Origin of the sequence: Rhizomicrobium sp. (assembly GCA_037200985.1) — a bacterium.
Lineage (GTDB): Bacteria > Pseudomonadota > Alphaproteobacteria > Micropepsales > Micropepsaceae > Rhizomicrobium.
This window is the reverse complement of the sequence record JBBCGJ010000001.1, coordinates 3,038,440-3,050,113: the sequence shown is the minus strand read 5'-3', so window position 1 is coordinate 3,050,113 and position 11,674 is coordinate 3,038,440. Positions and strand designations below refer to the sequence as shown.

Annotated in this window: 12 protein-coding genes; 8 read left to right on the top strand and 4 right to left on the bottom strand. The window is 66.0% G+C overall.

Annotation, left to right across the window (positions count from 1 at the left end; all coding sequences use genetic code 11):
* The first annotated feature begins 34 nt into the window (after positions 1-34).
* Positions 35-781, top strand: a complete 747-nt coding sequence (locus tag WDN01_14805) for a hypothetical protein (GenBank protein MEJ0027292.1) — start codon at positions 35-37, stop codon at positions 779-781.
* Between the two features lie 9 nt (positions 782-790).
* On the opposite strand, the gene WDN01_14800 is transcribed toward WDN01_14805, so the two are convergent.
* Complete coding sequence (locus WDN01_14800; protein ID MEJ0027291.1) at positions 791-970, bottom strand: hypothetical protein; 180 nt, start codon at positions 968-970, stop codon at positions 791-793.
* A 128-nt stretch (positions 971-1,098) separates the two neighbouring features.
* Between WDN01_14800 and WDN01_14795 the strand changes: the two genes are divergently transcribed.
* Both WDN01_14795 and WDN01_14790 read left to right on the top strand, forming a co-directional pair.
* A complete protein-coding gene (locus tag WDN01_14795) occupies positions 1,099-1,968 on the top strand; it encodes a 2-dehydro-3-deoxygalactonokinase (GenBank protein MEJ0027290.1) in 870 nt (289 codons plus the stop codon).
* Between the two features lie 17 nt (positions 1,969-1,985).
* Positions 1,986-2,891 (top strand): methyltransferase, encoded by a 906-nt coding sequence (locus WDN01_14790; protein MEJ0027289.1) that lies wholly within the window; start codon positions 1,986-1,988, stop codon positions 2,889-2,891.
* A gap of 7 nt (positions 2,892-2,898) precedes the next feature.
* Here WDN01_14790 and WDN01_14785 read toward each other — a convergent pair whose 3' ends face one another.
* Positions 2,899-4,149 (bottom strand): acetyl-CoA C-acyltransferase, encoded by a 1,251-nt coding sequence (locus tag WDN01_14785; protein MEJ0027288.1) that lies wholly within the window; start codon positions 4,147-4,149, stop codon positions 2,899-2,901.
* 295 nt (positions 4,150-4,444) lie between these two features.
* Here WDN01_14785 and WDN01_14780 point away from each other — a divergent pair, with 295 nt between their 5' ends.
* Genes WDN01_14780 through WDN01_14765 form a run of 4 tightly spaced genes read left to right on the top strand, consistent with a single transcriptional unit; the run spans position 4,445 to position 8,957 of the window.
* Positions 4,445-4,906, top strand: a complete 462-nt coding sequence (locus WDN01_14780; protein MEJ0027287.1) for a (2Fe-2S)-binding protein — start codon at positions 4,445-4,447, stop codon at positions 4,904-4,906.
* A gap of 19 nt (positions 4,907-4,925) precedes the next feature.
* Positions 4,926-7,121 (top strand): xanthine dehydrogenase family protein molybdopterin-binding subunit, encoded by a 2,196-nt coding sequence (locus WDN01_14775; GenBank protein ID MEJ0027286.1) that lies wholly within the window; start codon positions 4,926-4,928, stop codon positions 7,119-7,121.
* Positions 7,118-8,482 (top strand): cytochrome c, encoded by a 1,365-nt coding sequence (locus WDN01_14770; GenBank protein ID MEJ0027285.1) that lies wholly within the window; start codon positions 7,118-7,120, stop codon positions 8,480-8,482. The genes WDN01_14775 and WDN01_14770 overlap by 4 nt, the downstream gene beginning before the upstream one ends.
* Before the next feature lie 43 nt (positions 8,483-8,525).
* Complete coding sequence (locus tag WDN01_14765; GenBank protein ID MEJ0027284.1) at positions 8,526-8,957, top strand: OsmC family protein; 432 nt, start codon at positions 8,526-8,528, stop codon at positions 8,955-8,957.
* Here the strand turns inward: WDN01_14765 and WDN01_14760 are convergent.
* Positions 8,954-10,024, bottom strand: a complete 1,071-nt coding sequence (locus WDN01_14760) for a nitronate monooxygenase (protein ID MEJ0027283.1) — start codon at positions 10,022-10,024, stop codon at positions 8,954-8,956. The two genes, WDN01_14765 and WDN01_14760, sit on opposite strands and share 4 nt — an antisense overlap.
* Before the next feature lie 345 nt (positions 10,025-10,369).
* Between WDN01_14760 and WDN01_14755 the strand changes: the two genes are divergently transcribed.
* A complete protein-coding gene (locus WDN01_14755) occupies positions 10,370-10,624 on the top strand; it encodes a hypothetical protein (GenBank protein MEJ0027282.1) in 255 nt (84 codons plus the stop codon).
* 164 nt (positions 10,625-10,788) lie between these two features.
* Here WDN01_14755 and WDN01_14750 read toward each other — a convergent pair whose 3' ends face one another.
* On the bottom strand, positions 10,789-11,493 hold the full coding sequence (locus WDN01_14750) for a transglutaminase-like cysteine peptidase (GenBank protein MEJ0027281.1): 705 nt from the start codon (positions 11,491-11,493) through the stop codon (positions 10,789-10,791).
* Positions 11,494-11,674: the final 181 nt, after the last annotated feature.

The following is an 11,674-nucleotide window of genomic DNA, read 5'->3' as shown; positions in this document are numbered from 1 at the left end:
GTATAGGATTTTGGGCGCGCCGGACGGAGCGAGGATGCCGCTTTTGCCGAACGGATCGGATGTGCCGGTCCTGGATGCCCGAAAAATCGTCGAAACCGTCGCGCGCCTGCGCGCGCGGATCGAGGAACGCTTCCCCGGCTCCGGTCTTGCGTCCGTCGCCGCCGGTCTCGCCCAAACCGCGCAGGCCACGGCATCGCGCGTGGACGAGTTGGGCCGGCCGAATCTCGCCTTGCGATCCCTCGCGGTCCTGGCCGTGATCGCCGGCCTCGCGGCGCAGGTCTATGTCGCCCGGCTGATCGATTGGGCGGCCGTCATCCGCCGCTCCGACGCGGTCGGAATCACGCAAGGCCTGGATTCGGTGGTCAATCTGCTGCTTTTGGCGTTCGGCGCGATCTGGTTCGTGCTGACCCTGGAGCGCCGGCTGAAACGCCGCGCCGTGCTGCGCCGGCTGTTCGAGCTCCGGTCCTTCGCCCATGTCGTCGACATGCACCAGTTGACCAAGGACCCGACCGTGATCCTCTCCGCCGGGCCGCCGACCGCGTCATCGCCGCAGCGCCGGATGAGCGAGTTCGAACTGTCCCGTTATCTCGACTACTGCGCCGAGGCGCTGGCGCTGATCGCCAAGCTCGCGGCGCTCTATTCCGGTTCGGTGCAGGACGCGGCGGTGATCGCCGCGGTGAACGAGGTCGAGGAGCTGACGTCCGATCTGGGACGCAAGATCTGGCAGAAGATCATGATCATCAGCCGGCTCGACGAACGCCAGGTCGGGCGTCCGGCCTGACCGAAGGGATCAGGGACTTTGCGTCGCGCTCGCATCGCAGCCGCGCCGGCGTTCCTCCAGGCAGCGCTCCATCTTGAGGCTGCCTGAAATCCAGGTCATCACAAGGACACCCAGGATCACCAGGATTGCCACAGCCCCGAGCACTGCCATGTTCGCGCCATGGCGATTGTCATCGTCATCTTCCGGCATGTGCCTTGCTCCCAGCGAACGGACGTACCATGCGGCCGCCGCGCGACACCGGCGGCAACTTGCTATAAGATTCTGATGAGCAACAAGATAACCCGGCCGCCCGCGGCGTGCGTCGAGATGGCCCGGCCATGACGGATACAGCGTTGCTTGGCGTCGACTGGGGCTCATCGAGCCTGCGGGCTTTTCGTATCGCCGCCGATGGTTCGATCCTCGACGTCCGCCGCTCCGCCGACGGCGTCTTCACCGGTAAGGGATCGTTCGACGCCCGCCTTCGCGCTGTGCTGGGCGACTGGCTCGGGGACGGCGTTCCGATCCTCCTCTGCGGCATGGTCGGCAGCGACCGCGGATGGCTGCACGCGCCGTACGTTCCGGCGCCGGCGGGCGCCGCCGATCTCGCGCGGGCGATGGTCCGCACGCCGTTCGAACGGCCCGCCTGGATCGTGCCCGGCGTATCCTTCGCCGATGGCGACGGCCGGGAAGTCATGCGCGGCGAGGAGGCGCTCATCGTTGGGCTTCAGCCCCAGCGCGCCACGGTCTGCCTGCCCGGCACCCATAGCAAATGGGCCGACATCGCGGATGGCCGCATCGTCGGCTTCCGCACCTATGTGACGGGCGAATTGCGGTCTGCGCTGCTTGAACACGGCGCGCTCGCCACCGGCGTCGCACAGCAGCCCTCGGCCGATGCCTTCGCGCAAGGCGTGCGCGCCGCCGTGCTCGGTGTCACCCGCGCCCTGTTCCAGGCCCGTGCCCGGCGGCTTCTGGGAACGCTTGCGCCCGAACACGCCGCCGCCTTCGTCGATGGCGTCCTGATCGGAGAGGAAGTCGCGCGCGAGACGGCGTCCGAGGTTGTCCTCGCCGCGCGCGGCGCGATCGCGGAATCCTATGCCGCGGCGCTTGCACTGGGTGGCCGAGCGTTCTCGACGGTCGATCCCGAACCGCTCGCCGCGCGGGGCCTTTTCGAACTTGCCCGGCAAGCTGGTATCGTCGCGGCGGTTTGAGCGGCGCGGAATCGACAGTGAGAGAGCGGCACGGCGTCTACGGCGCCATCCCGGCGGGGCTGGCAGATGTGCCGCCCGGTGCCGAACAGTTCTCGCCGCTGGTCCCCGGCTCGCTATCCTTGGAGACGGTCGTCGAAGAAAGCTTGGCGTCGATTACCGTGCTCGCGCCGCCCGGAACGCTGGAGCGCCGCTATGTCCTGGCCCTGTCGCTCCGTTCGCTCCAGATCGGCGGCAGGCTCGTCGCGCTCGCGCCGCGCAACCGGGGCGGCACGCGCCTGCGCGGCGAGTTGACGGAATTCGGCATCGCGGCGGCGGAGACCGCCCGCGCGCATTTTCGTCTTTGTGAAGGCATGCGGCCCAAGCAGCCGGCGGGCATCGCCGGGGCGATTGCCTCCGGTGCTCTTCAATATGTCGCGGCGACCGGTTTGTGGTCGCAGCCCGGCATCTTCGGCTGGGATCGGATCGATGCCGGAAGCCGGCTGCTCGCCGGGCATCTGCCCTCCTTCCGCGGACACGGCGCCGATCTCGGCTGCGGCGCCGGCTATCTCGCACGCCGCATCCTGGAATCGAAAGACGTCGAGTCGATCCTCCTCGCCGATATCGACCGCCGTGCCATCGAAGCCGCTCGGCGCAACGTCGTCGATCCCCGCGCCGGCTTTCAATGGACGGATGCCACCGTCGCGATCGCAACCGGCCTCGATTTCGTCGTGACCAACCCGCCCTTTCACGAGGGTGGCGCGGAGAACCGTGCGCTTGGCCTGGCCGTGGCGCGGGCCGCGTCCGGCGCGTTGCGCAAGGGCGGCGAGCTCTGGCTGGTCGCGAACCGCCATCTCAGCTATGCGCCGGCGCTACGCGACGCCATCGCCGCGGTGACGACGGTCGCACAGGACACGGAATTCGCCGTCTATCGCGGGGTCAAATAGGGCCTCATCACACGCGTTCGAGCAGCGCCACCGTACCCTGGCCGCCATCGGCGCAGACCGAGACGATGCCGCGCGTGCCGACGGGCATCGCCGCCAATTCCTTCGCCGCCTGACTCAGGACGCGCGCGCCGGTCGCCGCGAAAGGATGGCCGAGCGCCAGAGAACCGCCATGCGGATTGACGCGCTCCCAGGGAAAATCGCCCAGGTCCGCATCGACGCCGGCCTTCGCCTTGCGGTATTGCGGATCGGAGGCGGCGCGGATATTGGCGATCACCTGCGCCGCGAACGCCTCGTGGATGTTCCACGAGCCGATATCCCTGAAGGTCAGGCGGTGCCGCGCCAGCAGCCGCGGAATGGCGCGCGCCGGCGACATGAGAATGCCTTCGGGCTCCTTGCGGAAGTCCATTGCCGCCAATTCCCAATCGACCAGCTTCACGCTGGCCGCGCTGCCAAGCCGTTCGACGCCTTCGCGGTCGCCGACCCACAGCGACGCAGCGCCGTCCGTCAGCGGCGAGGAATTGCCCGCCGTCAGCGTGCCGTCCGCGGCAAAGGCCGGCCTGAGCTTTGCGAGAGCCTCCACGGAGGTGTCGCGCCGAGGAATCGTATCGGCCGAGACGCCGCCGAACGGCACGATCAGATCGTCGAAGAAGCCGCTATCCATCCCGGCGATCGCGCCTTGATGGCTTTTTAACGCACGATCGTCCTGATCCGCGCGCGCGATGTTGAAATACCTTGCCGTATCCTCGGTGTGCTCGCCCTGGCTGCGGCCGCTCTGCTTGTTGGCCCAGCCATGGATCGGCAGGTCGAAATCGCCGGGCGTGAGTTGGGACAGCATGGCGGCCGCGGCCGCAGGGTCCGTGCGGAACGTCGCCAGGACGGCATCCGCCTTGGCCATGGTGAGCGCGATGGGCACATGGCTCATCGTCTCCACCCCGCCGATCAGCGCCAGATGCGTGCCGCCGCGGCCGATCAGGCCGGCGGCTTCGATGGCCGCCATGAAACTGGTCGAGCAGGCCAGGATGGTGGAAAATGCCGGTATGCTCGGGTCGAGCCCGGCTTCGAATACGAGCTCGCGCGCGATGTTCGACACGGTGGGATCGGGAATGACCTGACCCCAGGTGAGGAAATCCGGCCGCGCCTTCGCCGCCATGGCAGAGGCCACGGCCGACGACAGCGCGAGCGCGGAGTGCTTGGCATAGAGGCCGCCGGCCTTTGTGAAAGGTGTGCGAAGCCCAGGTGCCAAATAAATGTCTGTCATGACCGATCCTCAAGACGATGTCGCCAGGGCCCGCCTTAGCCGCGCAAGGCACATGTCCGACGTTGGGCCTATATAGTTACGTTCCAGCGGCGTTTTGCATGTGACGATCCATTTTTTGCGTCCACAGAGGCTGCCGCACAATTCGCGATACTTTTGTCCAATAGCATCGGTTCCGATCTGGTAGAGTAATGGGCATCGTCCCGGATTCCGAGAATATCGGCTTCTCTGCGGGCGCCGGACTTTTGTCTTTCTTTGAGGAATGCGGTCGTTTGCGGCCGGCGCGGGAGCATCCAGTATGACACGTTTGCGCATCAACGGTCAGTTTCGCGAGGTCGACGCCCCGGCCGAGATGCCGCTGCTGTGGGTCTTGCGCGACATTCTGGGGATGACCGGCACGAAATTCGGCTGCGGCATTGCGCAGTGCGGTGCCTGCACCGTCCATGTCGGCGGCAAGGCGGTCCGCTCCTGCATGCTCCCGGTCGGCTCGATCGGCAACAAGGCGATCACCACCATCGAGGCGGTCGGTGAAACGCCCGCCGGCGCCAAGGTCCAGAAGGCCTGGCTCGACCTGGAAGTCGTGCAGTGCGGCTATTGCCAGTCCGGGCAGATCATGTCCGCCGCCGCGCTGCTCGCGACCACGCCGCGCCCGGACGACTCCGACATCGATGCCGCCATGGCGGGCAACATCTGCCGCTGCGGGACCTATGTGCGCATCCGGGCCGCGATCAAGAAAGCGGCCGGCGCGGAACAGGTTTGAGCGGAAAGGGCATCTGGCCATGACGATCCATACGATCCCCCGTCCGAAAGACGTCCTGTCCCGCCGGACCGTCCTGCGCGTCGGCGCGGCCGCCGGCGGCGGCTTGCTGCTCGGCCTCTACACCGGCTTCGCGGCCGCCGCACCGGTCAATACCGGCGGCGCGGCGTCGAACGACGGCCCCTTCGCGCCCGACGCCTTCATCCGCATCGATCGCGCCGGCAAGGTCACGCTGGTCATGCCGCAGGTCGAGATGGGGCAGGGCGTCTACACCTCGCTGTCCATGATCCTCGCCGAAGAACTCGATGCCGCGTTCGACCGCGTCGTGCTCGAAGCGGCGCCGCCGAGCGACGCGCTTTATGCCAATCCCGTCTTCGGCATCCAGGCGACGGGCAATTCCAATTCCATCCGCGCCTTCTGGACGAAGCTGCGGACCGCCGGCGCCGCGGCGCGCGCCATGCTGGTACAGGCAGCGGCTGCGCAGTGGAAGGTCGATCCCGCAAGCTGCACGGCGGCGAACAGCGAAGTGATCCACACGGCGACCGGGCGAAAGCTCGCCTATGGCGCGCTGGCCGATGCCGCGGCGAAGCTCAAGCCGCCGGCCAGCCCGCCGCTCAAAGACCCCAAGCAATTCAAGCTGATCGGAAGGCCCCTCCGGCGGCTCGACACGCCCGACAAGGTCAACGGCAAAGCGCTCTACGGCATCGACATGCTGCCGCCGGGCGTGAAGTTCGCGACGCTCGCGGCCTGCCCGGTATTCGGCGGCAAGGTCGCGCATATCGACGACCGCGCCGCCAAAGCGGTTCCCGGCGTGCGCCAGATCGTCGTGCTGGACGATCTCGTCGCGGTCGTGGGCGATCATATGTGGGCGGCCCAGAAGGGCCTGCAGGCGCTCGTCATCCGCTGGAACGAGGGCGCCAACGCCCATGTCGACTCGGCGCTGATCCGCAAGGACATCCAGGCTGCCAGCGCGCATGACGGCGCCGTCGCAAAATCGCTCGGCGATGCGGCGAAAGCTTTGAAAGAGGGCGATCCGCTCGAAGCGCATTACGAAGTCCCCTTCCTCGCCCATGCGCCCATGGAGCCGATCAACTGCACCGCGCATGTCCGCCCCGATAGTTGTGAAGTGTGGGTCGGAACGCAGGTTGCCGCCCGCACCCAGGCCATCGCCGCCAAGGTCACCGGGCTGCCGCTCGACAAGGTCACGGTGCACAACCAGCTTCTCGGCGGCGGTTTCGGACGCCGGCTGGATATCGACGGCATCGAGCAGGCCGTGCGCGTGGCGCAAAAGGTCGACGGGCCGGTCAAGCTGGTGCGGACGCGCGAGGAAGACATCCAGCACGATTTCTATCGGCCGCTGTACTACGACCGCCTCACCGCGACGCTGAAGGACGGCCGCATTCATGGCTGGAAGCATCGCGTCACCGGATCGTCGGTCATGGCGCGCTGGTTTCCCCTGGGCTTCCAGCATGGCGTCGACGGCGACGGCGTCGACAGCGCGGTCGACGAGCCTTACGACATCCCCAATATGCGGGTGGAATTCCTGCAGCACGAACCGCCCGCCGTGCCGACCGGCTTCTGGCGCGGCGTGGGCCCGAACAACAACGTCTTCGCCATCGAAAGCTTCATCGACGAATTGGCGAAAAGGGCCGGTCAGGATCCGGTCGATTTCCGCATCGCGATGCTCGAGAAGAAAACCCCTCGCCTGAAAGCGGCGCTGCAATTGGCCGCCCGCAAGGCCGGCTGGGGCACGGCGCTGCCGCCGCGCACCGGCCGTGGCGTCGCGGTGCAGGTCGCGTTCGCAAGCTTCATCGCCACCATCGCCGAAGTCGAGGTCGATCGGGACGGCGAAGTCCATGTCCGCCGCATCACAAGCGCGGTCGATACCGGCATCGCCGTGAACCCGGACACCGTCATAGCGCAATTGCAGGGCGGCCTGATCTTCGGGACCACGGCCGCGCTCTACGGCGAGATCACCATCGACAAGGGCCGCGTGCAGCAGAGCAATTTCAACGACTACCGGATGCTGCGCATCGACCAGACGCCGGTCATCGACGTCCATCTGATCCGCAGCGGCGAGGCGCCCGGCGGCATCGGCGAGACGGGCACGACGGCGGCGCCGCCGGCCATCCGCAATGCGATCTTCGCCGCGACGGGCATCGCGCTCAGGCGGCTGCCCTTCGATCGCGACGTCCTGGCGGCGAGGAAGCCGGCATGAATGCCTTCCTCAAGCTGAACCCTGCTTGGCGCTATGCGATCTTGGGAGTCGCCGCGGTCGCAGTAGTCCTGCTGATCGGCTTCGCCTGGATCGTGCTCGGTCCGGGACCAACCGACTTCGCCGGCGGCGACCGCGTCGCGCTTGCCGACTATCACGGCGGCGATCCGACCGGCGTTCCGGCCGAACTGCGCCGCGCCAGCCTCGTTGCGCGCGGCCAATATCTCGCACGCGCCGCCGATTGCGAAGCCTGCCATACGGTCAAGGGCGGCGCACCGTTCGCCGGCGGCTTTTCCTTCGTGCTCCCGTTCGGCACGCTCTATTCCTCGAACATCACGCCTGACAAGGATACCGGAATCGGAAGCTGGAGCGACGCCGCCTTCCTGAACGCGCTCCGCAAGGGCATCGACGACAAGGGCCGGCATCTCTATCCCGCCATGCCCTATGTCTCCTACACCGGCATGACCGACGCGGACGCGCTGGCGATCAAGGCCTATCTGTTCAGTCTGCGACCGGTGCATGCCATCGCGCCGGCGAACAACTTGGTGTTCCCATTCAACCAGCGCTGGCTGATGGGCGTCTGGTCGTTCCTGTTCAACCCGGGCAAGCGGTTCGAACCGGATACGGCGCGCACCCTGGAATGGAATCGCGGCGCCTATCTGACCGAGAATCTCGAACATTGCGGCGAGTGCCACACGCCCCGCACGCTGTTCCAGTCGCTCGACAACCGCCGGAAATTCGCCGGCGCCACGCAGGCGGGATGGCGCGCCTACAACATCACCTCCGATGCCGCGAGCGGCGTCGGTGCCTGGAGCGATGCCGCGCTGGCGGACTATCTGTCGGCCGGTCACGCCGAGGGACATGGCACGGCGGGCGGCCCAATGGGCGAAGCTGTTGACCATAGCTTGAGCCATCTGGCGCCCAGCGACATCGCCACCATCGTGGCCTATCTGCGCAGCGTGCCGGCCGTCGCCTCGTCCGATCTTCCTGCTCCGAAAACGACACCCGCGCCAGCGTCCCACAAGCAAGGCCTGGTCGCGGCGTTCGATCCGCAAGGCAAGAAGATTTACGAAGGCGCCTGCGCGAGCTGCCATGACTGGACGGGCGTGAGTTCGCTCACTCGCTTCGCCACCTTGACCGGCGCGCGTGCCGTCAACGACCGCACCGCGGTCAATGTCGCGCAGATCGTGCTGAACGGCACGTCGCGCGAGACGCCGCACGGCCAGATCTTCATGCCGGCGTTCGGCAGCGCCTATACGAACCAGGAGATCGCGGCAGTCGCGAACTACGTCACCGCGCGCTTCGGCACCGAGCCGTCCGGCCTTACCGCGAAAGACGTGGCCAGGCTGCGCCAGGAGAATTGACGGCGTTCCCGCACCGCGACGGACCGACACCAAGGAGAACAAAATGAAGATCAATCGCAAAGGCTCCGCCGTCTGGGAAGGCGGCATCAAGGACGGCAAGGGTGCGATCTCGACGCAAAGCGGCGCGCTCAGTTCCTATCCTTATGGGTTCTCCAGCCGCTTCGAAGGAAAGCCGGGCACCAACCCGGAAGAGCTGATCGGGGCCGCGCATGCAGGCTGCTTCACCATGGCGCTCTCGCTGATCCTGGGCGAGGCGAAGCTCGTCGCCGAGCACATGGAGACGTCGGCCCAGGTGACACTGGAGCAGGTTCCGGGCGGCTATGCGATCACGGCCGTTCATCTGATGCTGACGGCGAAGATACCGGGCGCCGACCAGGAGACGTTCGAGAAACTCGCTGCGGCGGCGAAGGCGGGCTGTCCCGTCTCTAAGCTCCTCAAGGCCGACATCACGCTCGACGCGACGCTGGTGGCTTAAAGGGATCGCCGCGCGGCATCGAGCTCGTCGCGCAGCACGCGGACGAGCTCGGTCGCCGGCATCGGCCGCACCAGCGGTGCGCCCTGGCCGGCCCATTGCGCGCCGAAGCCGCCTTCGCCTTTCGCCCGCGCGGCAGTCGCCAGGGCTTTGGCGGCATCGTAGGCGATCGGATAGTCAGGGCCGGTGCGGTCCTTGAGTTCCGCGTCCTTCAGCGCGGTGAACCTGTTCGGCAGGCAGCGTGCCGGCCGGCCCGAGATCAGCGCGGTCATCTCGGTCATGGCCGCGACCGGCCCGAACAGCGCCTCGCGGTGATAGCGATCGGCGCTGGATTCCGGGCAGGCGATGAAGGCCGTTCCCAACTGCGCCGCTACGGCGCCGAGGTCGAGGGCGGCCGCTATCCCGGCGCCGTCCATGATCCCGCCGGCCGCGATCACCGGTAGGTCGATCGCGTGGACCAGCAGGCGGATCAGGGCGAGGACGCCCAGTTGGCTGTCCGGTGCGGACGGGTCGAACATGCCGCGATGCCCGCCGGCCTCGTAGCCTTGGGCAACAATGGCATCGACACCCGCCGCAGCCGCCGCCTTGGCTTCCGCAAGATTGGTCGCCGTGGAGAACAGGACGATGCCAGCCGCTTTGAGCCTCGCGATGGTTTCGGGGGAGGGCAGCCCGAAATGGAAACTGACGACCGCGGGCCGGGCCTCGACGAAAAGGTCCAGCATCGCCGCGTCGGCGACAAAGCTGGTGTATATCTCGTGGATGGTCTCAGGCGGTTCGGCGCCATAGCGCGCGAAGACCGGCTTCAGGGCTTCCAGCCATGTCCGTTCGCGCTCGGCATCTGCGATGGCGGGCCTATGACAGAAGACGTTGACGTTGAACGGCCCCGAAGTCGCTTTTCGCAGTGCTTCGATCATGGCGCGGGCGCCCCTCGCATCGGCGGCACCGACGCCGATAGAGCCGAGCGCACCAGCGTTCGTCACCGCCGCCGCCATGGCCGGCGTCGAGGTCCCGGCCATCGGCGCCTGGATGATCGGCAGTTCGAACCCGATCCGCGCAAGCAGGTTTGTCATGTCCGCACCTCTTTCCCACGGCGAGATGAGCAGGCTTTGGCGCTTCCCAAACCTCCCGGTTGTATAACGATCTGAATCTTATGGGGAACTAGGGTGCACGAGCCAAATCGGACGCGCGACCCAAACCTTGGCGACGTATTCGAACTCTTCAGGAAATCACATAAATCCAGGCTTTCTCACTATCGACCGACAAAACCTCGAGAGAACGGATAGCGAACACAGGCGAGCCTGATCCAAGAAGGTTGCCGGTCTATGGAAACAATGTCTGAGCCCGCCGTTTTACTACCGATTAACAACTTGCTGCGAAGCTGAAAGCCCGAAATTCCCTTGATCGAAAGAGCGCCGATGGCACGACGTGCCTCCTTCGTCGGTTCGATAGCCGCTCCGATCCTCGACGAAAGCGTCGCTGCTCCGTCCATCGACCAGCCCGGTGGCGGCCCGGCCAACCGGGCGTTGTCCGAGCTCGCGCTCATGTTCGGCGACGAACAATCATTCGCTGACACGGACAGGTGGGAATTGGGAATGACGCTCCGCTTCGTTGCGATGAGCTGCGGGTTCTTCTGGCTGGCTGCTGCGGCCGTTGTTGTTGCACTGCGCTGATTTCCGGGCCGAATACCGAATACGATGAGTCGGTGTCGCAGAAATCTGCCGGCGTCTCTTACACCTTCCGCAAAAGCTCGCCGATAAAGCCGGCAATCGAAGACTATGGCCGTCGGTCCTTTAACTCGCTCGGTGCTCAAGCGCAGGGACGGTCTCCGGTGCGCTTAATGCGTGCCGCCGGTGACTATGCTGTCGCCAGTTGAGGCCAGCATCCGATCCGCGGGCCTCATGGACACCCAGGCCATTGCATTCCCCGGCGCCTGCTGTTCGACCCAAGTGAAGCCGGTTCGATCCCAAGGCAGAATGTCGTTGGTGAGATTGTCCAGTACAAAGTCACCCTTGTCCGTCACGATCGTCAGGACGGCATGTCGGACCTCATTGGGCGTGACAACAACGGCTATCCGCAAGGCGGAGAGCGGCAGGCCCAAAGCTGCCAGTGTCTTGCGTTTGGTCAGGGCGTAGTCTTCACAGTCGCCATAGCCGTCCGTCGGAATCGTCCAGTATTCGACCCGGCCATAGTGCCGGCTATCGTCTTCCGGCCAGATCGCGGCATTGACGTCGGAATTGACCTTGGCGAGCGTCGCCCAGGCCTGGGACGTCAGTATGACGGAGGCTGGTGCGTTGGGCGTGGTCTGGCACTGGTCGGGGAACCGCAGGCAAAAGCTGACATAACCACCAGGGGTGACGGCCGCGTCGGCCGACACCGGCATGGGTTTCGCTATAGGGGCGGCAAGGGGCGAAAGGGCCGGCGGCGTGGCCAGTATCGGCGCCGATGGGATGGAGGCGACCGGCAAGTCTGATGTCGCGCATCCCGACACCGCGACCGCGAGAACGACAACTGCCATTAATCTGGAAAGCGTCTGGTTCACCGGTCTCTACCCTTGAATTCGCGGGCGAGACTAGGCGGGGGCCAATTTCGGTCGGCTTAAGCTAAGTATCAGTATTTAATACGTATTTTTGGATCATTCGATTAAAATTCGAACGAATTTATTGATGCCGATGCGCGTCGCGGCACGTGTGTTAGAAGCTTGTTTTCAATCGCTTAGACGC